A 24,658-nucleotide genomic window follows, 5' to 3' on the forward strand; every position below is an offset into this window, starting at 1 on the left:
GGGTCAGGCGTTGACAATCGTGTCCAGTGCCGAGTAGAAGATGCCAATGCCGTCGTCGCTCGGTCCGGTCAGTGGCTCGGTGGCGTGCTCGGGGTGCGGCATCAAACCGACGACCCGGCCGTTGGCCGAGGAGATGCCGGCGATCCCGCGCTGCGATCCGTTCGGGTTGCTGCCGCTGTATCGGAAGACGACCCGGCCCTCACCCTCGAGCTCGTCGAGCACGTTCTGCGGTGCCTGGAACCGACCTTCGGCATTCTTGACCGGGATCAGAATCTCGGCACCGGGCTCGTATCGCGACGACCACGCGGTATCGGTGTTCTCCACTGCCAGCCACTGATCACGGCAGACGAAGTGCAGGCCTTCGTTGCGAGTCAGCGCGCCGGGGAGCAGTCCCACCTCGCAGAGAACCTGGAATCCGTTGCAGATACCGAGAACCGGCATACCGCCTTCGGCAGCCTTGACGACGGACTCCATCACGGGGGCGAATCGGGCAATAGCACCGGCTCGCAGGTAGTCACCGTACGAGAATCCGCCCGGGACGACGATCGCGTCGACGTTCTTCAGGTCGGCGTCGGCATGCCACAGGCTGACGGCTTCTCCGCCGGCGAGGGCGACCGCGCGGGAGGCGTCGACGTCGTCGAGGGTCCCGGGGAAGGTGATGACCCCTACGCGGGCGCTCATGCGGCGGGCTCTACCGACACGCGAGTGACCGTCCAGTCCTCGATGACCGTGTTGGCCAACAGCGATTCGGCGATCTTCTCGAGCTCGGCATCGTCGACGGTGTCGTCGACCTCGAGCTCGAAACGCTTGCCCTGACGGACGTCGGACACGCCGGAGATCCCCAGACGTCCGAGCGCTCCTGCGATCGCCTGACCCTGGGGATCGAGAATCTCGGCCTTGGGCATGACATCGACAACGACTCGGGCCACGAAAGCGCTCCTTGAAATACGTACAGCAAGACAGTTACCGGCAGGTGGGAGTCTACGCAGCCCTGGCGGGAGGCGCGAAACCGCGCTTACTGTGGAGCCCATGCGGCTGACACACTTCGGACATTCCTGCGTTCTCGTCGAACTCAACGGCACCACCGTGCTGTTCGATCCCGGCACGTTCTCCCACGGGTTCGAGGGCATCACCGGACTCGACGCGATCCTTGTCACCCATCAGCACCCGGATCACGTCGATCTGCAACGTCTTCCCGCTCTGGTCGAGGCAAATCCGCGAGCGGCACTGCATGCCGATCCGATGACCGCGGGCCAATTGGGCGGCCAGTGGGCGGCAGCTCCCGCAGGCAAGGCATTCACTGTCGGCGGCATCACGGTCACCGGCGTGGGCGGCACCCATGCCGTCATCCATCCCGAACTGCCGGAGATCGACAACACCGGGTACCTGCTCGGCACACCGGAGAATCCGGGCCAGCTGTTCCACCCGGGTGACTCGCTGTTCGTCCCCGAGCATCAGGTCGAGGTTCTCGCGCTGCCCGCAGCCGCGCCGTGGTCGAAGCTCTCCGAGACAGTCGAATTCCTGCGTGCGGTAGCGCCGAAGATGGCGTTCCCCATCCACCAGGCCATCGTCGCGGAGCAGGCGAGGGGCATCTACTACGGCCGCTTCAAGGAGATGTCCGACGCCGAAATCCGCGAGCTTCCCGAAGAATCGTCCGTCTCGATCTAGCCGGTGACCTCGGGCGGAAGGGTGCCGATCATGGTCACCTGCGTCCCGTCCCACGCGTAGTCGATCGTCACCGGGCCGCCGGTGGGATTGGCATTCGCATCGTTCGCGAGCGGCCAGCGGTAGTTCACCGTGACGGTGTCGGCGGATTGCGCCGCAACAGAGGTGAATCCGTACGGCTCGAGCGTGGCGGTGCCCAAGTACTCGGCGTCGTGGAAGAAGAGAAGGTGCGTCGGCGAACTCACCGTCGCGCCGTACGGCAGGGCTTCGACCCAGGTGAACGACGCACACGGATCACCCATGTCGGTGGCGACCCACGGTGAGTCGGCGAACACGAGCGGCAGCGAGTCCACGGCCCGTGTCACCGGTGCCGACGCCAGATCGAGGCACTGCGGCTCGGCGTCCGTCGGGCCCATCGGAACCAGGTCGCCGGCCTCCTCGGGTGGGGTCCGCTGTGGCTGCGTTCCTTCGGTGACGGTGGCCGGGTCGGGTGTCACCGGTGCAGGGCTTGCCGCCGTGGTCGCCGGAACGGCCGAGGACGGTGCTGCCGAGGGCGTTCCTTGCTCCGCTCCCCCGCAGGCGACGAGGGCCGATGCACCGAGAGCGAGGAGCAGAAGTCGTTTCATGAAGACCGCCTGGTTCGTATTGTCCGACGCCAGGTATGTCGCCCGCAAACGTGTTCCGTTACATCACGTTTCAGTCAAGAGGGCGTTACCTTCGCAGCGACTGCATTTTTCGCACCACTACGCGCACTTTTGCGACATTCCCGCGGATATTCCGGCACCGTGGCGCACCAGCTGCGCACTGGAGCGCGCGTCATTCAGGCCAGCCGATGTCGAGCCGAACCAATTCACGAATTGCCGACTCGTCAACCGTGTCGAGTCCGTCGAGGAACGCGGCTGCGAAAGACCCCGGCCGCGACGTCGACCGGGCCGCGATCTCCGACGCGACCGCGACGTGCGCGTGCGCCGCGACGGCACCGATCAGTGCAGTCGGTGACACCGAGCAGTAGGCAGCCGTCAGTGCACCGAGCGCACACCCGGTAGCCGTAACCCGTTGCAGCAGTGCGCTTCCGCCGCCTACCTTCACCATGCCGTCGGGGCCGAGAATGTGATCGGTCTCCCCCGATGCCGCCACGACCTCGGCCCGGTCGAGCAGCGACCGGGCCGCATCGACCGAATCTGCTACGTGTGCAGACGAATCCACCCCACGCGATCCACCTTCGGCACCCGCCAGTCCCATGACTTCCGACGCATTTGCACGAATAACGCTGGGCCGGTTGGCAAGTAGCTCAACGGCCACCTGGGTTCGCCACGGCAGACCGCCGGCTCCCACCGGATCGAGCACCCACGGCTTCCCCGCTGCCCTTGCTGCGGCCGACGCCAATCGAGAACTCTCCACCTGGGCAGCTGTCGGAGTTCCGAGATTGACCAGGACCGCGTCGGCGATCTCGGCGAACCCTGCCGCTTCCTCGGGGTTGTCCACCATCGCCGGCGCGGCACCCGCGGCCAACAGTGCATTGGCGACGAACTGCACCGACACCGTGTTGGTCAGACACTGCACCAACGGATTGCGTTCGCGCAGAAGTCGATGTGCGGCAACGATGTCGTCCAGGGTCACAGTCGAGGCACTCATTGTTGCGAGTCTACGACCGCACTCACCCCGTTCGCGTCAATGGACCACTGCATACGTCTGAGCGGTGCAATGGCACATTCACGCCGCAACCCCGTACGCGTGAATGGCGCATTGCATACGTCTGAGCCGTGCAATGGTCCATTGACGCGGGGCGGGTGGGGGTGCAGCGAGGAGCTAGGCCACGCGGGATTTGGTTCGCGGGATCCATTCGTACACGCCCGCCTCGGCTCCGTGGTGCAGGGAGAGGTCTATGGCGTCGAGGATTGCCTGTCGCGGTCCGGGTCGTCCCAGTTGCTTTGCACTGATGGCCAGGCGCACCACTCCATCGCGTCGGGCCGTGCGGCCTGCGCCGAGTACCAGTGCCTTGAACCACCAGGGCTCGGCTTTGAATCCTTCGCCGATTCCCCACACTCGGGCGCGGACGACGCCGTCGCGTTCGAGGTCGTGAATGCCGTTGAGTGCAGCCAACATTCGGAAGCCCGCGTCGGGGAGGGCTTCGACGGCACCGGGTGAGGCGATCCAGCGCGGAGCGGCGAAGATGCGGGTGCGCAGGCCGGTCTGTTCCATGACGCGGTCCGCTGCCATCAGTCGCAGTCGGGCTTCGTGACGCGGCAGTGCGGAGAACTCGGAGCGTCGACGCTTCGTCGCGGCCTGGTCGTAGCCGTGCAGAACGATCGCGTCGCCGCCGTCGCGCCGCGCCCGCAGCCATTCCTGGGTCGGCACGTCCGCTGCGAGTCGGTATTTGTCCTTCAACCGAGGTGCGACGAGCAACGACAGCGGGACGCCACGTCCGTCGAGGATGCGCGCGAAATCGGCGGCATGCTCGTAGGTGTCGTTCTTGATTCCGCTCACCGACACGATCAGGCGTCCAGACATGACTCGAGCCTCGCACACCAGCGTGAACGAGGCTCGAAGTCGATGCAGACAGAAGCTAAACGGCCATCGTTTCCTTCGGCAGGATCTTGTCGATAGCGGCGAGCACCTCGGGTGCGTCCGGCTCGGTGCGCGGACGGAAACGATCGGTGACGACGCCGTCGGGCGAGATCAGGAACTTCTCGAAGTTCCACTGGACGTCTCCGGCCTTTCCGTCGGCGTCCTCTGTCTTGGTCAATTCGGCGTACAGCGGGTGCCGGTTGTCACCGTTGACGTCGACCTTCTCGGTCATCGCGAACGTGACGCCGTACGTGGTGGAGCAGAACGTTTCGATTTCTTCGGCGGTGCCGGGCTCCTGGCCACCGAACTGGTTGCACGGCACGCCGACGACCGACAGGCCACTGGCCGCGTACTCGTTGGCGAGCTTCTCGAGCTTTTCGTACTGCGGGGTCAGTCCACACTTGGAGGCGACATTGACCACGAGGATGGCTCTTCCGGCGTACTCGTCGAGCGAGGTGGGCGCACCACCCAGGGTGTTGATGCCGATGTTCTGAACTTCAGTCATCACCCGAACTTACCTGTGAGTACCGACAGAATGGAACCGACGTACAAAAGCAAGTACGACCCCGCTGGTGGCGGGGTCGTACTTGCGTTTTTCCGAACCGGGCGACGGGGGGATGCGCGGCGCCCGGCAGGCACTACGCCTTGGCGGCGTGCTTTTCGATGATGACCTGCTTGTCTGCAGGCCGATCGTCCTCGGGGAGGTGGTCGTCGACCATGGTCTCCTCGTCGAACGGCAGGTTTCCGTCGAGGACGGTGTTGACCCGGTCCTTGTCGATCGTCTTGGTCCAGGTGCCGACCAGCAGAGTGGCGACGGCGTTACCCGAGAAGTTGGTCACTGCGCGGGCCTCGGACATGAACCGGTCGATGCCGATGATGAGGCCGACACCGTCGAGCAGCTCGGGACGATGGCTCTGCAAGCCACCGGCCAGGGTGGCCAGGCCGGCTCCGGAGACTCCGGCTGCACCCTTGGAGGCGATGATCATGAACAGCAACAGCGAGAACTGCTCGGGGAGCGAGAGCGGCAGGTTCATCGCGTCGGCGATGAAGATCGAGGCCATCGTCAGGTAGATCGCGGTGCCGTCGAGGTTGAAGGAATAGCCGGTGGGGACGACGATGCCGACGGTGGTGCGCTCGACGCCGACGTGTTCCATCTTGGCGATCAGACGCGGCAGGGCCGACTCGGAGGAGCTGGTGGCGACGATGAGCAGGTATTCACGGGCCAAGTACTTGACCAGTTTGAAGATCGAGAACCCGGAAACGAACTTGAGGATCAGGCCCAGGAAGAAAAAGACGAAGATGAAACAGGTGATGTAGAAGGCCAGCATCAGGGTGCCGAGCTGCACGACGGCATTCCAGCCGGTTGCGCCTACAACGCCGGCGATGGCACCGAAGGCGCCGATCGGAGCGACCCACAGGATCATGGTCAGAACGCGGAAAACGAGCTTCTGTACAGCGCCGATGCCCTTGATGATGCCCTCGCCGCTCTTGCCCATGGCCTGCAGCGCGAAACCGACAAGGATGGCGACGAACAGCGTCTGGAGCACGGAACCCGCCGTCAACGCGGACACCAAGGTCTCAGGGATGATTCCTGCAATGAAGTCCATGGTCCCGCCTGCACCCTCGGCCTGGTCCACGTACTTGTCGACTGCGCCGGAGCTTGGGATGTTCAGCCCCGTACCCGGTTGAATCAGGTTGCCGACAACCATGCCGATACCCAGAGCGATGGTCGACATCGCGATGAAGTAGCCGAGAGCAAGGCCACCGACCTTGCCGACACTGGCCGCAGCCCGCACCGCACCGATGCCGAGGACGATCGTGCAGAAGATGACCGGGCTGATCATCATCTTGATCAGGCTGATGAACAGCGTGCCGAGCACCGCGAGTTCCTTGCCGACACCCGGAGCGGTCAGTCCTACGATGACGCCGGCGACGACGGCGATGATCACGGCGATGTAGAGCCAATGAGTCTTGTCGCGCTTCTTCTTGGGCTCGGTGGGCGGATTGTCGAACCGCTCCGCATCGATGGTTGTCATGAATGTTCCTTCTGGGTTCCGGTGAAGCGCGAGTCGAACTGCGGACTTCGTGACTACTGGGAGTGGAGTGAGGTGGATCACCCCTGCTGAGAGATGATGTTGCTGCACCGGGTGACAGGAGTCACCTATACGTTCATTTCGTTCACGTCCGATGTATTGCACGAAGGGATTGCGTTGTCCTCGAAGCGCCCACTGAGCGTCGCCGGCCAGGTGTTGGTGCTGCAGCTCGTCGTCATGGCGGTCGTCGTGTTCGCCGGCGGCATCCTGACGGTGCTCAACGAACGGTCCAACAGCGACGACGCCACCCGACGCGAAGTCACGGCGATCGCGGTGAGCATCGCCAACGAACCGTCGACGCCCATTGCGATCGAGTCCGACGACCCGACGTCACGTCTGCAGCCGGAAACGGAGAAGATTCGTCAGGTCACGGGTGTCGATTTCATCGTCGTCATGGCACCGGATCGCACCCGATTCACGCACACCACCGTCGACCTGATCGGTAAGCCGTTCAGCGGCAATATCGACCGCGCCTTGCTGGGCGAGACGTTCACCGAGACGTACGTGGGTTCTCTCGGGCCGTCGATCCGGTCGGTCACGCCGGTCACCGATTCCTCGGGCGAGATCGTCGGCCTCGTCTCGGCGGGCGTCACTCGCCAGAAGATCAGTGATCAGTTCTTCCAAGGCTTGCCTCTCATCATCGCGGTGGTGCTCGCCGCCTTCGTCGTCGCCGCAGCGGGATCGACGTTGCTCAGCCGTCGGCTCCGGCGTCAGACACTGGGAATGGCACCGGCGGAACTGCGCACCATGTACGAGCATCACGACGCCGTCCTGCACTCGATCGGCGAGGGACTGTTGGTGTTCGGCCGCGGGGACGAGGCGGAGTTGGTCAACGACGAGGCCCGACGCCTCCTCGATCTACCGGAGGGCCCGGTCTCTTTCGAGTCGTTGCCGGAGTCGATGCAGCAGATGGACACCGGCATAGTGCGTGGCGAATTGCATCTGACGAAGGATCGCGTACTCGTCGTCAATCAGGATCCGGTGATGTGGGAGGGCCGACGCCTGGGCAATGTGCTGACGATTCGTGATCAGACCGAATTGCGTTCGTTGATGGGTGAACTGGACTCGGTGCGCAGTTTCGCGGAGTCGCTGCGTTCGCAGGCTCACGAGTCGGCGAACAGGCTGCACACCGTCATCACGATGGTCGAGCTCGGCCGACCCGAGGAGGCCGTCGAGTTCGCGACGGCCGATCTGGAACTCTCGCAGGCGCTCATCGACCGTCTGATGAACGCGGTCAGCGAACCGGCACTCGCTGCGCTGCTGCTGGGCAAGGTCAGTCAGGCCGCCGAGCAGGGCGTGGAGCTGACGATCACCGACGACACAGCGATGGAGCACGAGGGTGTGCTCACTGCGCGTGAATTGGTCACGCTGGTAGGCAATCTGATAGACAATGCCATCGATGCCTCGAAAGAATCCGACCAGCCGTGGGTCGAAGTGACGGTCCGCGACGCCGATGGTGAACTCGTCGTCAGGGTCGCCGACAGTGGTCCCGGAATGCCACCGGAGACGCTCAAAGCCGCTCTGCGGCGCGGCTACTCGACCAAGTCCGGCTCACGCGGCCTCGGCCTCGCCCTGGTGACTCAGGTGATCGGTCGCCATCGCGGCACCTTGACCTCGGAAGTGACGTACGGGTCGGTCATGGTTGCCACCATCCCTGGATCGGCGTCATGATCCGCGTCCTGATCGTCGACGACGAACCACTGATCGCCGAGGCACACAAGACGTACGTCGAGCGCACCCCGGGCTTCGAGGTGGCCGGGGTGGCGCACACCGGAGCGTCGGCCATGCGTTTCGCCAGCACCGAAGCCGTCGATCTGGTGTTGCTCGATATCGGTCTGCCCGACGCGAGCGGCATCGACGTGGCAGCAGCTCTCGGCGGTCTACGGCCGAGTCCCGACGTCATCGCCATCACCTCCGAGCGGGATCTGTCGGTGGTGCGTTCGGCAGTGGCGCACGGCATCGTGCTGTATCTGCTCAAGCCCTTCACGTTCGCCGCGTTCCGCGACAAGCTCGAGCGCTATCGCGAATTCCACGCTGCGTTGCCGGCCGGGGAGAACGCGTCGAGTCAACGCGACATCGACCGCGCCATGGCGCACCTACGGACGGCCGACGAACGCGTCTCGACACCCAAGGGTATTGCCCCGCAGACGATGGACGGCATCACCGCGAGCATCAAGGAAGCGGCCGACGGACTCAACGCGTCCGAGGCCGCCAAGGTCGTCGGGGTCTCCCGAGTGACGGCCTGGCGATATCTCGAGCGACTGGCCGACGACGGCCTGGTCACCCGGCACACCGAATACGGTAAAGCCGGGCGACCGCAGGTCCGTTACATGTGGCGTTAGAGCGCCGCCGCCGCACCGGTCTTCTCGACGATCCACGCGTACTCGAAGGCCGCTTCCTTCCACTTCTCGTAGCGCCCGCTCACTCCCCCGTGTCCGGCGCTCATTTCGGTCTTGAGCAACAGGTCCGAGTCACCGGTCTTCGTTGCTCGCAGTGCAGCAACCCATTTCGCGGGCTCGACGTAGAGGACGCGAGTGTCGTTGATGGACGTGATCGCCAGGATCGACGGGTAGTCCTCGGCTTCGACGTTCTCGTAGGGGCTGTACGACTTCATGTAGTCGTATACCTCCTTGTCAGCCAACGGGTTTCCCCATTCGTCCCATTCGATGACCGTCAGCGGCAGTGACGGATCGAGGATGGAAGTGAGCGGATCGACGAACGGAACGTTGGCGAGGATGCCGTTGAACAGCTCCGGAGCGAGGTTGGCCACCGCGCCCATCAGCAGTCCACCCGCACTGCCGCCGTCGGCGACGAGGTGCTTCGGCGAGGTGCGTCCGGTGTCGATGAGATGCTGTGCGGCAGCGATGAAGTCGGTGAAGGTGTTCTTCTTCTTCAGCGTCTTGCCGTTGTCGTACCAGTGCCGACCCATTTCGCCGCCGCCGCGAACATGTGCGACGACGAAGACGATGCCGCGATCGAGGAGCGAGAGCCGCGCCACCGAGAACGACGGGTCCATCGACGCCTCGTACGATCCGTAGCCGTACAGCAGCGTCGGCGCGGGGCCGTCGGGCACGTCCTTGCGCGCGATGACCGACAGCGGAATGTGCGTGCCGTCCGGCGCGGTGGCCCATTCGCGGTGCTGCACATAGTCACCGGCATCGAACTTGCCCAGAACCGGCTGTGATTTGCGGAGCAGCAGTTCGCCATTGGCGATGTCGAGGTCGTAGACCTGGCCGGGAGTGATGAACGAGGTGTACACCATCCGCAGCAACGGCTGATCCCACTCGGGGTTCGAGCCGGCTCCTACCGAATAGAGCTCCTCGTCGAACTCGAGCTCGCGGTATTCGCCGTATCCCTCGTCGGTCAGCGGCCAGATCGCCATGCGGGTCAACGCTTCTCGTCGGTACGTGAAGATCAGGTGGCCGGCGAAGGCGTCGATGTCCTCGACGCGGACGTCGTCGCGATGCGGAACCAGAGTGCGCTGATCGAGTGGGTCCGAGACCGGTGCCTCGGCGAGCAGGAAGTTCTCGGCCTTCTCCCCCTCGGTGCCCCAGCCGTTGACGGAGCCGTTGTGGGTGATGAGGAAGCGATCCTCACCGGCCACGACGGCATGTTCGATGCTGTATTCGACGCCGTCCGTGCGCGGCAGTACGACGCGGAACTCGCCCTCGGGATCGGTGGATTCCAGAACGAGGCATTCGGAGGTGATCTTCGAGCCGACCCAGATCATCAGGTACTTCTCGCTGCGGGTGGAACCGAAGCCGACCCAGTAGCTCTCGTCTGGTTCGTGGAAGACCTTGACGTCTCCGGACTTGCCGAGCGTGTGCCGCCAGACGGTGTCGGGACGCCAGGATTCGTCGACCGTCAGGTAGAACACGTGGGTGGCGTCGGCCGTCCAGGTGGCCCCGGGCGCGACGTTCTCGATGGTGTCGGCGAGCAGCTCGCCGGTCTCGAGGTTCTTGAAGCGCAGTGTGTAGCGCTCGTCGCCCTCGGTGTCGGTGGAATAGGCCAGCAGCGTGCCGTCGAGGCTGATGGAGAACGCGCCGAGGGAGAAGAAGTCGTGTCCCTTCGCTTCTTCGTTGGCGTCGAGCAGGATCTGCTCACCGGGGACGTCCACGTCGGACGACAGCGTCGGCGGAGTCCAGTCGTCGGGAGAGTCGACGGGGCAACGGCATTGGAGACCGTACGACTTGCCCTCGACGGTGCGCGAGTAGTACCACCACTGCCCCATGCGCGTCGGCACGGACAGGTCGGTTTCCTGGGTTCGCGACTTGATCTCGTCGAAGATTTTGCCGCGCAACGACTCCAGGCCTGCGGTCTGCTGCTCGGTGTAGGCGTTCTCGGCTTCGAGGTAGGCGATCACCTCGGGATCTTCCTTGGCGCGCAACCACTCGTAGTTGTCGATGAAGGTGTCGCCGTGATGGGTGCGCTCGAGTGGCACCTTCTTGGCAACGGGTGGGGTGATCGTCATGGCGTGACCCAATCGTCGAAGTTCAGGCCCGAGATGCGCTCGTAGGCCTCGATGTAGCGGCTGCGTGTGGCTGCGACGATGTCGTCGGGCAACGGTGGTGGCGGGGTGTCGGAGTTGCGGTCCCAGCCGGATTCGCCCGTCAGCCAGTCGCGGACGAACTGTTTGTCGAAGCTGGGCTGGACGCGACCTTCCTCATAGGAATCGGCAGGCCAGTAGCGCGAGGAATCAGGGGTGAGCACCTCGTCGGCGAGCACGAGGTTGCCGTCTGCGTCGGTACCGAACTCGAACTTCGTGTCCGCGAGGATGATTCCGCGTTCCAGAGCGAAGTTGGCAGCGCGTGAGTAGATCTCGATGGTGTCCTCGCGCAGCTTGAAGGCGAGTTCGGCACCGATCTTCTCGACGACCTGATCGAAGGTGATGTTCTCGTCGTGGTCGCCGAGCTCGGCCTTGGACGCGGGCGTGAAGATCGCCTGGCCGAGCTTGCTTGATTCGATCAGCCCCGGCGGGAGTTCGACGCCGCACACCTTTCCGGTCGCGTTGTAATCCGACAGACCCGAACCGGTGAGGTAGCCGCGTGCGACGCATTCGATCGGCACCATGTTCAGCTTCTTCACCACCAGGGCGCGGCCGAGCAGTTCGGCGGGAATGCGTTCGTCGAGCGGATCACCGGCCAGGTGGTTGACGCCGCCGAGCTCCTCGAAGAAGAACACGCTCATGGCCGTCAACACGCGTCCCTTGTCCGGGATCGGGGTGTCGAGGATGTGGTCGTAGGCCGAGATTCGGTCGCTCGCGACGAGCAACAGATGCGCGTCGTCGATCGTGTAGAGATCGCGGACCTTGCCGCCGGCCAGATGCTCGTAGCTACTCAGTGATGGTCGCACGGTGTTCAACACTATCTGGGCCGGTGGCGGCGGGGGTGCCGGCAGGCATCAGACTGGTAGCCGTGGCAACGAACAACACGACGTCGGCTGTCGGATTCCGCTCCGAACGCGGGCCGATACTGATTGCGTTGATGCTCAGCACGTCTCTGGTCGCCCTCGACGCGACCATCATCGCGACCGCGGTGCTGTCCATCGTCGACGACCTGGGCGGGTTCACGCAGTTTCCGTGGCTGTTCTCCATCTATCTTCTGGCGCAGGCAGTATCGGTGCCGCTGTACGGAAAACTGGCCGACCTGTTCGGCCGCAAGAAGATCATGCTGTTCGGCATCGCGGTGTTTCTGCTCGGCTCGATACTCTGCGGCCTGGCCTGGAGCATGCCCGCCCTGATCGCCTTCCGGGCAGTCCAGGGGCTCGGCGCGGGTGCCGTGCAGCCGATGGCCATCACCATCGCCGGCGATATCTACACCCTGGCCGAGCGCGCCAAGGTGCAGGGCTACCTCGCCAGCGTGTGGGCGATGTCCTCGGTACTCGGCCCGGCCCTCGGCGGTATCTTCTCCGAGTTCCTGACGTGGCGTTGGATCTTCTTCGTCAACATTCCGCTGTGCGCGCTGGCCGCGGTGATGCTGTGGCGCAAGTTCGACGAGGGAGCCGTGGAACGCACCAAGCCCAAGATCGACTACCTCGGTGCCGGTCTGCTGACGGTGGGCGCGGCGATGGTGCTGCTCGGGCTGCTCGAGGGCGGACAGTCCTGGGCGTGGAACTCCCCCGTCAGCATCGCCATCTTCGTCGCCGGACTCTCGCTGCTCGCCGCTTTCGCAGTGGTTCAGACCAGAGTCGAAGAGCCGATCCTGCCGTTGTGGGTGTTCACACGTCGAGTCCTGGTGGTCAGCAGTTTCATCTCGCTGCTCGTCGGTGCGTTGATCCTCGGCCTGACGTCCTACGTTCCGACGTTCGTGCAGGGCGTGCTCGGCACCGGCGCGATCGTCGCAGGCTTCGCACTGTCCACCCTCACACTCGGCTGGCCCATCGCGGCCTCCCTCTCCGGGCGGGTGTACCTCCGGTTCGGTTTCCGCACCACCGCGCTGATCGGTGCCTCCATCGCGGTCGTCGGAGCGGCATTCGCCACTGGCCTCGGTTCCGGTTCCCAGGTATGGCAGGTGGGCGCGGTGTGCTTCGTGATCGGTCTCGGTATGGGCCTGATCGCGAGCCCCACCCTCATCGCAGCCCAGTCGAGCGTCGAATGGTCCGAGCGCGGCGTCGCCACCTCGACCAACATGTTCGCCCGCTCCATCGGCAGCGCAGTCGGGGTCGCGGTGTTCGGTGCGATCGTCAACTCACGCATCTCCGACGACCCGAGTCCCGAACAACTGTCCGACGCCATCCACCCGGTCTTTCTGGGTGTCCTGGCGGCAGCAGCGGTGATGGCCGTCGCGGCACTGTTCATGCCCAAGCGTGCCGCGGAATAGGGTCGGGCCTGCCGAACCGAATTCGAGGAGGTGACGCCGGTGCCGTCGGTCGGGTCCGAGGGCTACTCTTCCGTGCTCCGAATACCCTGGGCTCGCGGAGTTTTCGCAGCAGCCCTGCTCGGTAGGTTCGCCTTCGCGCTGATTCCGCTGTCCGCGGTGTTCACCTTCCACGAACGAACCGGGTCTTTTTCGACTGCCGGTCTCGCGATCGCCGCCTATGGCCTCACCACGATCACGCTCCCGTTCAAGGCTCGTCTGGTGGATCGCCACGGCCAGTTCCGGGCTCTCCTGCCGTTGGCTGCGCTCTCTGCGCTGTGCATCGGTGGCGCGGCCTCGATCACCGGTTCTACCGACTTCCCGGTACTGCTATCCATCGCCCTGTTCGTCACGGGTGGAGCAGCCGTGCCGCCGTTGGGCCCGGCGATGCGGTCGAACTGGCGGGCGATGACCGCTGACTCCCCCGACCGCAAGCAAGCGGCCTACGCCCTCGACTCGACGTGCGAGGAGGTGTTGTTTCTCGCCGGCCCGCTCACCGTCGGAATCCTCATCACGGTGCTCCCCGCATGGGTCGGTCTTGCCGGTGCAGCGGTGGTGCTGGTGGCGGGCACCTCGGCGATGATCGCAGCCGAACCGATAAGACGGGGCACGTGGGAAGTCCACGACACCGCGCCGACGCGCCGTCGAATTCGCACCGTCACGGCCCGCCCGATCCCGGGACTGTTCGCGGTCCTGGTCGCGATATCGGCACTCGCCGCCGGAGTGAGCATCGTCTACATCAGCGTGGCCGAACTTGCCACCGCACAGGGCCACCCCAGCGCGGCGGGATATATCGAGTCCGGCATGGTCGCGGCCAGCGTTGTGGGCGGGCTGATCTGGGGAAAGCTGAACCTCGCTACGTCGTCGCGGCCGGTTCAGCTCGGCAGTCTGTCGGCCGTGCTGGCCGTCGCGGTATCGGGAACGGCAGCCCTGGCAGACACGCTCTGGGGAGTGGCCGCCGGGTTGTTCGTCGCCGGTCTCGCCGTCGCGCCCTCGTTCATCACCGCATACCTGGCCGCCGACGAACTCGCTCCCGAAAGCCGACGCTCCGAGGCGAGCAGCTGGGTCAACACCGCCTACAACCTCGGCGCTGCATTCGGTGCGGCTGGGGCCGGTCTGCTGGTCGACAGGGTCGGTGGACAGTCGGGATTGGTGCTCAGCGCGGCGATACTCGTAGTCGGTGTACTCGCCCTGACGCTGTTGTCGACGCCCGGACGGTGGTGATTTCGGTAGCCGCGTCACTCCGCCGAATCCGGAAACCAATGCACCGGAGACGTCACGGAAACGTCGACGGCGGTACCGGGGGCGAATCGGTCCGCGGTTCGGGCGATGGCTCGAAGCCGCAGCCCGGTGCCACTGTGCCGCAGGGTCACCGAGGATTCGGGGCCGGTGAAGAACTCGTGCTCGACGACGAATGCGCCGTCCTCGCGCTCCGAGACCGACAGCTGCTCGGGACGGAGCAACGCCTGCCCATTTCCCGTCGCTCGGGTGGTGGATTCGAGACGCCCGAGGACGGTGTCGACGTGGCCGCCCTGTGCTGCAGCGTCTATGAAGTAGGCGTCGCCGACGAACCGCGCGACGGCTGGTGTGGCGGGTCGCTCGTACACCTCACGCGGAGTGTCGATCTGGGCACAGCGACCACCCAGCAACACGGCGACCCGATCGGCTGTTCCGAGCGCTTCGGCTCGGTCGTGGGTGACGAGGATAGAGGCGGTCTTGCTGGACTGCAACAACTCTCGCACGTCCTGCCGGATCGAGGTACGCAGCCCCGCGTCGAGGGCGGCGAACGGCTCGTCCATCAACACCACCGACGGAGCCGGTGCGAGCGCTCGCGCCAGCGCGATGCGCTGCTGCTGACCGCCCGAGAGTTCGCTGGGCTTCACCCCGCCGGCATCGGGTAGTCCGACCAGCTCGAGCATCTCGTCGACGCGTCGGGTGCGCTCTGCGTGACCGGACAGGTAGGGCCGCAGAAACCCTGTACGCAAACCGAATTCGATGTTCCTTCGCACCGTCAGGTGTGGAAACAGTCCACCTTCCTGCGGCATGAGGCCTATCCCTCGCTTCTCCGGTGGCACCTGAATCTGCCCCGCAACCGAGATGTCCCGCCCGTCGGAGGTGATCCGGCCCGCGTCGATGCGATGCAGTCCCGCGATGGATCGCAACAGGGTCGTCTTACCGCAACCGGAGGGGCCGAGAACAGCAAGCATCTCGCCGTCACCGAGGTCGAGATCGATCCCGTGCAGGACCGCCGTACTGCCGTACGAGGCAACGAGACCGGAAATCACCATGCTCATGGCAGTGCTACTCGCTTCCGCGTCGTGCGCCCCAACGCTCGTGTCAGAACGACCGTCGGGACCACCGAGATCAGGATCAGGGCCAGGGCGTAGGGAGCCGCCTCGCCGTATCGGAACGCCTCGGTGGTGGACCACAGCGTGGTCGCGAGCGTGTCGACTCCCCGAGGGCGCAGCATCAACGTCGCAGGCAGCTCCTTGGCGACGGTCAGGAAGACCAGCGCGGCCCCGGCTGCGATGCCGGGTACGGCGATCGGAATGGTCACTCGGAGGTCGGTGCGCAACCGGCCCGCGCCCAGGGTCCGTGAGACATCCTCGAGGACAACGGGAGTGGCGTCGACGACCGCCCTCGTACTGCCGACGGCCAACGGCAGGAACAGCACCACGTACGCCAGCACCAGCAGAACCGCCGTCTGGTAGAACGACGGCAGAAACCTGATACCGAGAAAGACCGTGGCGAGCCCGACGGTGATACCCGGTAGTCCGTGCGCGATGTAGGTGGACAACTCGGCACCGCGGGCGGCCCTCGACGTGGATCGGGCCGCGAACAGCGCGACCGGCAACGCGAGCAAGGCCACCACAAGAGCGGCCGTCGCGGAGTACTGGACGGTCTTGGCCGTGACGGCCAGTACGTCCGCCCAGTCGACGGTGAAGCGCAGCGATCGACTCAGCCACCGTGCCAGGGCCAGAATCGGTACCAGCACCGAAACACCGAGAGCAGCAACGACAACGGCCAGAGCAGGCACGCGCCACCGGCCCAGCACCACAGGCTCGGCCATTCGGTCGGTTCCCGATCCCACCCTCGCCGTGGCGCCGCGTCGGGCACGCCGTTCGAGGAGGGTGAGCACCAACGCGCCCACCACGAGCACCAGCCCGAGGACTGCGGCCGCGGTGCGATCGAGTCCCCCGCGGTACGCGCTGTAGATGCCGAGCGTGAAGGCGTCGTATCGCATCAGAGCAACCGCCCCGAAGTCACTGATGGTGTACAGCGCGACCAGAAGTGCGCCCGCCGCCGCGGCCGGAACGACGCGACGGCACTCGACGGTCAGCGCCGTGCGTACAGCGCCTCGACCGAGGGTTCGCGAGACCTCGGCCAACGAAGGGTCCGCGGTGGCGAACGCCGCCGATACCGGCAGCATCACCAGCGGGAAGCAGGACAACGTGAGCACCAGCGCTGCACCGGAAAAGCCGGCCAGCGAGGGGAATTCGGCGATCCACAGGTACCCGGAGACGTAGGACGGGATGGCGAGTGGGGCTGCGAGGACCATCGCGAAGAAGCGTCGCCCCGGTAGATCGGTACGGACGGTCAACCACGCCAGCAGCGTCCCGACCACCACCGACGCGACGAGCACGGTGAGAGTCAGTGTTGCCGTACGGACGGCGAGGTCGAGTGTGCGTTGCCGCAGGAGCAGTCGCAGAACCTTCTCGGTTCCTCCGTCGAACGCTCGAACGAACAGGTACACCAAGGGTGTCAGCGTCAGCGCTCCCACGCACAACGCGGTCGTCCCGAGAACGGGACGACCGCCGAAGTGACGCCGCCGAAGCGGCTGGAGTGCAGACACGAGCACCGACTAGATGATTCCGACGTCGGTGAGGAGGGTCTGGGTGGCCTCGAGAGACGAGAGCCGGCCCAGATCGAGATCGGTCGAGCCCAGCTCGGACAGCGGCGGCAGGTCGTAGTCGGAGGTGACTCCATCGATGACGGGGTATTCGGCTGTCTCGTTCGCGAAGTACGTCTGCGATTCGGTCGAGAGCAACTCGCGCACGAAATCGAATGCCGCTTCCTGGTTGTCCGAGGCAGCGAGCACACCGGCACCGGCGACGTTGATCAGCGCGCCGGGGTCGCCGGGCTCGAAGTAGTGCAATTCGACCGGGGCATCGGCACCGTTCTCGTCCTTGAAGGGGTACCAGTAGTAGTGGTTGAGCAGGCCGGTGGCGACCTGTCCGTCGTTGACGGCGGTCAGCAGCGGACCGTTGCCCTCGAAGGCGACCGGCTCGTTGGCGACGAATCCTTCGAGCCAGGTGCGAGCACCGTCCTCGCCGCGCTGCACCCGCAGAGCGGTGACGAAGGCCTGGAACGACGCGTTGGTCGGTGCGTAGCCGATCTGTCCGCGCCAGCGCGGGTCGAGCAGTCCGTCGATACCGGTGGGCAGGTCTGCTGCCTGCACCGAATCGGAGTTGTAGGCCAACACGCGGGCCCGCGCCGAGGTGGCGACCCAGGTGCCGTCGGTCCCGCGGTACTGCTCGGGAACGAGGGAGAGGATGTCCTCGGGCAGCGGTGCGAGAGCGCCCGCTTCGTCCAGGGCACCGAGTGCGCCCGCGTCCTGACCGTAGAAGACGTCGGCCGGGGTCGCGTCGCCCTCTTCGAGGATCTTTGCGGCCTGTGCGTTGGTGTTGCCCGAGTAGTCGACCTCGATACCGCCACCGATTCGCTCGATCAGCGGGTCGACGAGCTCTTCACCGCGGCCGGAGTACACCACGAGTGCGGACTCCGAGGTGGCGGACTCGGAGGTGGACGTGCCTTCGTCGGACGAGCCGTCCGAGCTGCATGAGACGAGACCGAGGGCGAGGGTTGCGCTGAACGAGAGCAGCGCCAGACGGCGAACGGTGAACACGGTTCTCCTGACGAAAACGGGTCATTCGGACAATTCGATGAAAGTACACCACAAAGGTGAGGCTCAGCTACTTTCCCTCCGGGATTGAACGGCCGGACGCTCGGGCACTCCCACTCCATGACTTCTCGTGTACTCGTCACCGGTGCGAGCATCGCCGGTCCCACCGCGGCGTTCTGGCTGGACCGAGCCGGCTTCGAGGTCACCGTCCTCGAACGCTCACCGCAACTGCGACTCGGCGGCCAGAACATCGACGTTCGCGGCTCCGGCCGCGAGGTGCTGCGTCGCATGGGTCTGGACGCGACCCTCCTCGCGAACGGCACCACCGAGAAGGGCACCCGATTCGTCGACGACGCCGACGCCACCATCGCGGCCTTCCCGGCCGGCGACGGAACCCACGACGGACCTACGGCGGAGTTGGAGATTCTGCGCGGCGAGTTCGCCCGGATCCTCGTCGAATCCGCCGGACCGCGAACCGAGTATCGCTACGGCGATCGCGTCGTCGGCGTGGCCCAGGATGCCGACGGAGTCGATGTGACGTTCGCGTCGGGACCGGCCGAGCGGTTCGATCTGGTTCTCTTCGCCGACGGAATCCGCTCCAGCAGCAGGGAACTGGTCTTCGCCGGGGAGGCCGAGACCACACCCGTCGGCCTGTACACCGCCTACGGCGTACTGCCGAAGGGACCGAGCGACGACGGGTGGTGGCGTTGGTTCAACGCCCCCGGATCTCGCGTGGCGAATCTACGACCGGACAACCTCGGCACGACGCGATTCAGCCTGTCCTGGGTGTCCGACGACAGCGGCTACGAGGGCGCGTCCACCGAACGCGTCGTCGCCGCCCTGCGTTCGACGTTCGCCGACGTCGGTTGGGAAGTGCCCCGGATCTTGGACTCGCTGGGACCGGACTCGGAACTGTACGTCGACTATCTGGCGCAGGTGAAGGCCCCGCGCTGGTCCGACGGCAGAATCGGCATGCTCGGCGATGCCGCCTGGTGCGCAACGCCGTTGAGCGGCATGGGCACCACGCTGTCGGTCACCGGCGCGTACGTTCTCGCCGGCGAGCTCGCGCGAGCGAGTGATCATCGCGCCGGGTTCGAGGCCTTCGAGGCGCGTATGCGTCCGTTCGTCGAGCAGGCTCAGAAACTCCCACCCGGGGTGCCTCGCGTCGCCCATCCGAAGACCTCGGCGGGAGTGGCCGCGTTCCGCACCGTACTTCGCCTGGCCGGATCGAAGCCCGTACAAGCCGTGACCAGCAAGCTCCTCGGCCCCGACGCAGCGACACTGGAGCTGCCGGACTACGAGTTCGACAACGCCGGCTAGAGCCCTACCCGCTCGAGCAGCGCATCGAATGCCTCGCTGGCTTCTTGCTCGGAGCGGCCGGATTCGATGACGCCGTTGTACACCGCCAGCGCCTCCTCCTGGTACTGCTTGTATTTCTCGAGCCACTTCTCGGAGTCGGCGCGCCAGTATCCGATGATGTCGAAGTACGCGATGTCGTAGCCCAATTCCTTGCGGAAGTACTTGCGCACCCGACGTGAGGACGACGCCTCGCCTGCGAACCACACGTACCCGCGGCCCTCCGGCAACGGATACGCCAATGCTGCATCGTCGAGAACGCTTGCGCTGTCGCCGTTTCCGGATCCGATGCGCCAGTCGAACGTGACGTCGGCCTGGGTCTCGAAGGATTGGATGTCGCCGCGTTCGAGAACCTCGACGATCGCGTGGGCCTTGGCCCCCGCCGGCAACTGTTCGACGAGTCGGCCGAGCGCGGGCAACCCGGTCATGTCCGCGATCAACAGCAGCCATTCGACGTCGGCGGGCGGTGAATACCAGGATCGTGGGCGGGTGAACAGCACCGTCTGCCCCGGGACGGCCTGTTGAGCCCAGGTGGATGCAACACCGCCCTCGTGCGCGAAAAAGTCGATGGTCAGCTCACCACGCTCCGGGTCGAGGCGACGAACGGTGTAGTTGCGGCCTTCGGGGGCATCGTCGAGACCGTGGAACCACCAGAACCCGTCGACCTCGGTCATCGGCGGCGGGATCACCTCGCCTGCCCTGGGGAAATAGACTCCGACGCATTCGTCGGGCACCCCGAGCGTGCGGTAGTGGGCGACGTGCTCGCCGCCGAAGGTCACACGCACCATGTGCACCGTGAGTCGTTCCACCGCAACGACATCGGCGTAGTAGTAACCACGCGGTTGTTGGTTCATCTCGATCCTCGATGCATATCTCGTCGTAACTCTTGCGAGAACGTTCTGGCCGCCTCGGCGGCCACTCTCCCCCGATTCTAAACTAAGGCTTGCCTAGCCTGCGACCGACCACCTTGGGGATCACCAACGGCGTGTGCGATTCCGGATCGTCGATGATGCGGCACGGCAGCCCGAAGACCGCCTCGACCAGCTCGGCGGTGACGACGTCGGCGGGCGCGCCCTCGGTGACCACCGCGCCGTCCTTCATCGCGATGATGTGATCGGCGTACCGGCAGGCGTGATTGAGGTCGTGCAACACGGCGACGAGAGTGCGGCCGTTCTCGCGGTTCAGCGTGGCCAGCAGGTCGAGAAGCTCGATCTGGTGGGCGATGTCGAGGAAGGTCGTCGGCTCGTCCAGCAGCAACAGCGGCGTCTGCTGCGCGAGAACCATTGCCACCCAGACGCGTTGCTGCTGTCCGCCGGACAGTTCGTCCACCGGACGGGCGGACAGCGACGTCACTCCGGTGGCGTTCATGGCCTCGATCACCGCAGCCTCGTCCGTCGTCGACCACTGCCGGATCAGCTTCTGATGCGGATAACGGCCCCGCGCAACGAGATCGGCCACCGAAATACCGTCGGGCGCGATGGAGGTCTGCGGGAGCAGGCCGAGGCGTCGGGCAACTTCCTTCGCCGGGTACGAGGAGATCGCCTTCCCGTCCAGCAGAACGGTTCCGCGAGAAGGCTTCAGCAGCCGCGAGAGTGCCCGCAGCAGAGTCGATTTACCACAGGCATTCGGTCCGACGATGACGGTGAACTTGCCGTCGGGAATCTCGACGGTCAGGTTCTCACTGACGACGCTCCTGTCGTATCCGACTGTGATGTCGTCGGTGTGCAATCGAGGCTTCGTCACTGCTTCCTGCCTTCCCGCGCCAACAACCACACGAAGTATGCGCCGCCGACCGATACGGTCACCACACCCACCGGCAGCTGTGTGGGTGCGAAGACGCGCTGCGCAGCAACGTCGCTCACGACCAACAGCAGCGCCCCCATGCACGCGGCAGGCACCATCGCCACTCCCGACGTGCCGGTGAGGCGGCGCGCCAACTGCGGCGCGGCCAGCGCGATGAAGGAGATGGGCCCTGCAGCCGCGGTGACCATTGCGATCAGCGCAACCCCCAGGAACACCAGCATCAGCCGGGTCGGCTCGGCGCGCACACCGAGCGCCCTCGCCGCATCGTCCCCCATCTCCAACATCGGCAGCCGACGCGAGAGCACCGCCGAGCACGACGCGATGACGACCGACACGGCCAGCACGGGTCCCACCTGCGACCACCCCAGGCCGTTGAGGGTGCCCGCACCCCACACGGCGGCCGCGATCGCGTCGTCCAGGTCGGCTCTGATCACGAGCCAGGTGTTGACGGAGGCCAGAACGGCGCTGACGGCGATCCCGACGATGATCAACCGAAAGCCCTGCACCCCGCGCCGGTACGCGAGCAGGTAGACCACAGCAGCCGTCGCGAGTCCACCGATCAGCGCGCCCGCTCCGGTCCGGTAGTAGCCACCACCGAGAGTGAGGATGACCACGAGCGCACCGGTGTACGCGCCGGTGCCGAATCCGATGATGTCCGGGCTGCCCAAGGGATTTCGCGTCAAGGATTGAAAGACCGCGCCCGATACCCCGAGGGCGGCTCCGAACAGGAAGGCCAGTGCCACTCGGGGAAACCGCCACTCCATCACCACGATCTCGGTCAGGCGTGGCGCGTCGCCGAATACCGCGGCGAGCACCTCGTTCGGCGGAATGTAGTAGTCGCCGGTACCGACCGCGACGACGGAGACCACCACCGTCACGAGGAGCAACGCCCCGCAGACGCCCACCGTTCGGATGTCGATGCGGCCGTCCACCCGATCCCGCATGCGCACGACCCACAGCTTTCGGCCGAAATCGATGTCGCCGCCGCGTTGTCCACGGGTCACAGTCCGCTCGCCTTCTTGCGGCGAACCAGCACGATCAGCACCGGCGCACCGACGAACGCGGTGACGATGCCGACCTGCAGCTCCCCCGGCCTGATCACGATGCGTCCGACCACGTCCGAGAGCAACAGCAGGCCCGGTGCCGCGAACACCGTGTAGATCAGAATCCAACGCTGGTCCGGTCCGACGAACCACCGCACCATGTGCGGAATCATCAATCCGACGAATCCGATGGGCCCGGCCGCCGCCGTCGCAGCACCGGCGAGCAGAGTCACAGCAACGACGCCGACGATTCGCGTACGAATCACGTTCGCCCCCAACGACTGGGCCAGATCATCGCCGAGTGCGATCGCATTGAGGGGACGAGCGATCAGGGCCGCCAGGAAGACTCCGAGCGCGATGAACGGGGCGACTTCGGATGCGATGTCCAGACCTCGACCGGCCAACGACCCCGCTCCCCAGAACCTCATCCTGTCGAAGGCATCCGGATCGAGCAACAGCATGCCCGAGGTGACGCCGCCCAGTACCGCACCGAGCGCAATTCCGGACAGTGTCAACCGGATCGGAGTGGCTCCCGCTCGCCCCAACGACCCCAGCGCGTACACCACGATCGTGGCGACCACCGCCCCGGCGAACGCGAACCAGATGTAGGACCGAATGTCGGTGACACCCAGCACGCCGACGGCGATCGCGACGAAGAATGCCGCCCCGGCATTGACGCCGAGAATTCCCGGGTCGGCCAGCGGGTTCCGCGTCATCGCCTGAATCAGTACACCGGCAACACCGAGGGCGATTCCGACGAGCAACCCCAGAACGGTACGCGGAAGCCGTAGTTCGCGGACGATCACGGATTCGGTGGATCCGTCGGCGACGAACAGCCCGTGCCACACCTCACCGATCGGGATGTACTCGGTGCCCACCGAGATGCTCACCAGGCACAGCGCTGCCAGAACACCGAGGACGACGAACAACCCCGCGGCCCGACGCGCATCGGTGCGAGCGAGACCACCGACTTCGGCCGGAACATCTCGCTGTTCCGGCTCGTCGCCCGTCCTCGTGCTCACCCGATTCACACCACCGATCGCACCCTCGCGCTCACAGCGGACTTCACGATCTCACCGCTGCGAACAGCGATGTTCGACAGCAACGACGAGGTCAGGCCGTGCGTGTGTTCCGTGCCGCCCTGCAGGTAGATCGAACCCGCGCTCGGTTCACGCGTCACGAGTCGGTAGTCACGCGTCACGCGAGGACCGCGAGAGTCGTATTCGACGGCGTCGAACAGCGGACCGAGGATCTCGGGTAGATCGAGGGACGTGAAGCCGGTGGCATAGACGACAGCGTCGCACAGTATGTCCTCGGCCAGACCCGTCGGGCCGTGCTCGACGGAGGCACGCACGCCCGTCGGCTCTTCGGTGGCTCCGATCAACCGGGTTGCTCCGTGCACGAACAACCGTCGCTGCCCGCTGACCCGCTCGGCGTACTCGCGGGCGTACAGCTCCTCGATCAGAGGCAGGTCGACGGCGGAGTAGTTGGTGCCGCGGTGATACTGCAACAGCTGCTCGCGCAGAGTGTGCGACGACGAATAGAAGTCGTCCACGGCCGTCGGATCGAAGATGCGGTTGGCGTAGGGGCTGTCGTCGGCCGGGCTGTACCCGTACTTGCGCAGCACCGCGTGCACCGACGCATCGCTGTACGTCGAGTGCAGGTAGTCCACCACCTCGGCGGCGCTCTGCCCGGCACCGACGACGACGAACGTGCGATGCGACCGCGACGGCAACCGATCGAGATGGCCGAGGAGATCGTGGTTGTGGAACTGCCGCGCCGACGCCGTGACTCCGTCGGGCAGGGTGGCGGTCAGCCCTCCGGCAAGCACGATGTTGCGCCCCCGCACGGTCCCGGTTCGTCGGCCTTCGGTTCGGACGCCGTACCCGTCGCCGGTGTCGACGACGTCCACCGCCCTGGTGCCGTAGTGCACCATCGCGTCGACCTTGCCGGCGGCCCACGCCAGGTAGTCGTGGAACTCGAGCCTGCTCGGGAAGAACGTCTGCAGGTTGATGAAGTGATTGAGCCGGCCCTGCTCCGACAGATAGGCCAGAAAGGTGTACTCACTGCTGGCGTTGCGCTGGGTCGCCAGGTCCTTGAGGAACGAGATCTGCATCGACGTCCCCGGCAACAACATGCCGGGGTGCCAGGCGAACTCGCCCTTGGACTCGACGAAGCAGGCCGTCAATCGTTCTGTCGGAGTGCAGGTTCGGTTGTGCTCCTCGATCGCGATGGCCAGTCCCAGATTGGAGGGCCCGAATCCGACACCGACGATGTCGTACTCGCAGTCTTCGGTGAGGTCGTATTCTCGCGAGTTGTCGTCGACAGTCATCGTGCAAGCGCTCCTGACAGTGAATGGGTCCATGACCGCGT

The 24,658-nt window shown here is 65.4% G+C and carries 23 protein-coding genes; 6 read left to right on the plus strand and 17 right to left on the minus strand.

All coding sequences use genetic code 11. The features are described 5' to 3' along the window. Positions 1–3: 3 nt before the first annotated feature. Positions 4–681 (minus strand): phosphoribosylformylglycinamidine synthase subunit PurQ, encoded by a 678-nt coding sequence (gene purQ / locus CH302_RS15040; RefSeq protein WP_094649967.1) that lies wholly within the window; start codon positions 679–681, stop codon positions 4–6. Further along, complete coding sequence (gene purS, locus CH302_RS15045; RefSeq protein WP_032395924.1) at positions 678–929, minus strand: phosphoribosylformylglycinamidine synthase subunit PurS; 252 nt, start codon at positions 927–929, stop codon at positions 678–680. The genes purQ and purS overlap by 4 nt, the downstream gene beginning before the upstream one ends. A gap of 100 nt (positions 930–1,029) precedes the next feature. Between purS and CH302_RS15050 the strand changes: the two genes are divergently transcribed. Continuing rightward, a complete protein-coding gene (locus CH302_RS15050; protein WP_037194564.1) occupies positions 1,030–1,668 on the plus strand; it encodes an MBL fold metallo-hydrolase in 639 nt (212 codons plus the stop codon). Here CH302_RS15050 and CH302_RS15055 read toward each other — a convergent pair. The 5 genes from CH302_RS15055 to CH302_RS15075 form a co-directional block, all read right to left on the minus strand. Then, positions 1,665–2,291 carry an LppP/LprE family lipoprotein gene (locus CH302_RS15055; RefSeq protein ID WP_037194562.1) on the minus strand — a complete coding sequence of 209 codons (627 nt, stop codon included), beginning with the start codon at positions 2,289–2,291 and terminating at the stop codon, positions 1,665–1,667. The two genes, CH302_RS15050 and CH302_RS15055, sit on opposite strands and share 4 nt — an antisense overlap. Before the next feature lie 190 nt (positions 2,292–2,481). Continuing rightward, positions 2,482–3,300, minus strand: a complete 819-nt coding sequence (gene thiM, locus CH302_RS15060) for a hydroxyethylthiazole kinase (protein ID WP_037194560.1) — start codon at positions 3,298–3,300, stop codon at positions 2,482–2,484. A gap of 174 nt (positions 3,301–3,474) precedes the next feature. Further along, complete coding sequence (locus CH302_RS15065) at positions 3,475–4,176, minus strand: DUF2334 domain-containing protein (RefSeq protein WP_037194753.1); 702 nt, start codon at positions 4,174–4,176, stop codon at positions 3,475–3,477. Positions 4,177–4,231: 55 nt separating this feature from the next. Continuing rightward, entirely contained in the window at positions 4,232–4,741 is a 510-nt protein-coding gene (locus CH302_RS15070; RefSeq protein ID WP_371828292.1) for a glutathione peroxidase, read from the minus strand. Between the two features lie 130 nt (positions 4,742–4,871). After that, entirely contained in the window at positions 4,872–6,269 is a 1,398-nt protein-coding gene (locus CH302_RS15075; protein WP_037194558.1) for a cation:dicarboxylate symporter family transporter, read from the minus strand. Between the two features lie 234 nt (positions 6,270–6,503). Here CH302_RS15075 and CH302_RS15080 point away from each other — a divergent pair, with 234 nt between their 5' ends. Together CH302_RS15080 and CH302_RS15085 are read left to right on the plus strand one after the other, a co-directional pair. Continuing rightward, positions 6,504–7,997, plus strand: coding sequence for a sensor histidine kinase (locus CH302_RS15080; protein WP_230596436.1), 1,494 nt, complete (start codon positions 6,504–6,506; stop codon positions 7,995–7,997). Next, complete coding sequence (locus CH302_RS15085; protein ID WP_037194556.1) at positions 7,994–8,668, plus strand: response regulator; 675 nt, start codon at positions 7,994–7,996, stop codon at positions 8,666–8,668. Before CH302_RS15080 ends, CH302_RS15085 begins: the two co-directional genes overlap by 4 nt. Here the strand turns inward: CH302_RS15085 and CH302_RS15090 are convergent. Both CH302_RS15090 and CH302_RS15095 read right to left on the minus strand, forming a co-directional pair. After that, positions 8,665–10,797, minus strand: coding sequence for a S9 family peptidase (locus CH302_RS15090; protein ID WP_037194554.1), 2,133 nt, complete (start codon positions 10,795–10,797; stop codon positions 8,665–8,667). The two genes, CH302_RS15085 and CH302_RS15090, sit on opposite strands and share 4 nt — an antisense overlap. Continuing rightward, on the minus strand, positions 10,794–11,678 hold the full coding sequence (locus tag CH302_RS15095; protein ID WP_037194748.1) for a phosphoribosylaminoimidazolesuccinocarboxamide synthase: 885 nt from the start codon (positions 11,676–11,678) through the stop codon (positions 10,794–10,796). The genes CH302_RS15090 and CH302_RS15095 overlap by 4 nt, the downstream gene beginning before the upstream one ends. Before the next feature lie 62 nt (positions 11,679–11,740). On the opposite strand from CH302_RS15095, the gene CH302_RS15100 reads away from it, so the two are divergent. Then, positions 11,741–13,144: an MDR family MFS transporter gene (locus CH302_RS15100; RefSeq protein WP_037194746.1), complete on the plus strand. Its 1,404-nt coding sequence runs from the start codon at positions 11,741–11,743 to the stop codon at positions 13,142–13,144. A 72-nt stretch (positions 13,145–13,216) separates the two neighbouring features. After that, positions 13,217–14,404, plus strand: coding sequence for an MFS transporter (locus CH302_RS15105; protein WP_155292949.1), 1,188 nt, complete (start codon positions 13,217–13,219; stop codon positions 14,402–14,404). 14 nt (positions 14,405–14,418) lie between these two features. On the opposite strand, the gene CH302_RS15110 is transcribed toward CH302_RS15105, so the two are convergent. From CH302_RS15110 to CH302_RS15120, 3 genes are read right to left on the minus strand one after another with little or no spacing between them, the layout of a single operon-like run. After that, positions 14,419–15,474: an ABC transporter ATP-binding protein gene (locus tag CH302_RS15110; protein WP_037194552.1), complete on the minus strand. Its 1,056-nt coding sequence runs from the start codon at positions 15,472–15,474 to the stop codon at positions 14,419–14,421. Further along, the gene (locus tag CH302_RS15115; RefSeq protein ID WP_230596428.1) at positions 15,471–17,033 is read right to left on the minus strand and encodes an ABC transporter permease; all 1,563 of its coding nucleotides are present in this window, start codon (positions 17,031–17,033) and stop codon (positions 15,471–15,473) included. Before CH302_RS15115 ends, CH302_RS15110 begins: the two co-directional genes overlap by 4 nt. A 9-nt stretch (positions 17,034–17,042) precedes the next feature. After that, positions 17,043–18,086: an iron ABC transporter substrate-binding protein gene (locus CH302_RS15120; RefSeq protein WP_052048004.1), complete on the minus strand. Its 1,044-nt coding sequence runs from the start codon at positions 18,084–18,086 to the stop codon at positions 17,043–17,045. A 117-nt stretch (positions 18,087–18,203) separates the two neighbouring features. Here CH302_RS15120 and CH302_RS15125 point away from each other — a divergent pair, with 117 nt between their 5' ends. Further along, complete coding sequence (locus CH302_RS15125; protein ID WP_037194549.1) at positions 18,204–19,403, plus strand: FAD-dependent monooxygenase; 1,200 nt, start codon at positions 18,204–18,206, stop codon at positions 19,401–19,403. Here CH302_RS15125 and CH302_RS15130 read toward each other — a convergent pair. The 5 genes from CH302_RS15130 to CH302_RS15150 all read right to left on the minus strand — a co-directional run bounded on the left by CH302_RS15130 (position 19,400) and on the right by CH302_RS15150 (position 24,617). Beyond that, on the minus strand, positions 19,400–20,293 hold the full coding sequence (locus CH302_RS15130; RefSeq protein WP_037194547.1) for a siderophore-interacting protein: 894 nt from the start codon (positions 20,291–20,293) through the stop codon (positions 19,400–19,402). The two genes, CH302_RS15125 and CH302_RS15130, sit on opposite strands and share 4 nt — an antisense overlap. A gap of 82 nt (positions 20,294–20,375) precedes the next feature. After that, entirely contained in the window at positions 20,376–21,182 is an 807-nt protein-coding gene (locus CH302_RS15135; RefSeq protein ID WP_037194544.1) for an ABC transporter ATP-binding protein, read from the minus strand. Then, positions 21,179–22,186, minus strand: a complete 1,008-nt coding sequence (locus tag CH302_RS15140) for a FecCD family ABC transporter permease (protein WP_052048017.1) — start codon at positions 22,184–22,186, stop codon at positions 21,179–21,181. The genes CH302_RS15135 and CH302_RS15140 overlap by 4 nt, the downstream gene beginning before the upstream one ends. Before the next feature lie 56 nt (positions 22,187–22,242). Continuing rightward, on the minus strand, positions 22,243–23,307 hold the full coding sequence (locus CH302_RS15145; protein WP_037194737.1) for an iron chelate uptake ABC transporter family permease subunit: 1,065 nt from the start codon (positions 23,305–23,307) through the stop codon (positions 22,243–22,245). 5 nt (positions 23,308–23,312) lie between these two features. Further along, a complete protein-coding gene (locus CH302_RS15150) occupies positions 23,313–24,617 on the minus strand; it encodes a lysine N(6)-hydroxylase/L-ornithine N(5)-oxygenase family protein (protein ID WP_037194735.1) in 1,305 nt (434 codons plus the stop codon). Positions 24,618–24,658 lie beyond the last annotated feature (41 nt).

The organism is Rhodococcus sp. 15-2388-1-1a, assembly GCF_002259145.1.
Taxonomy (GTDB): domain Bacteria; phylum Actinomycetota; class Actinomycetes; order Mycobacteriales; family Mycobacteriaceae; genus Rhodococcoides.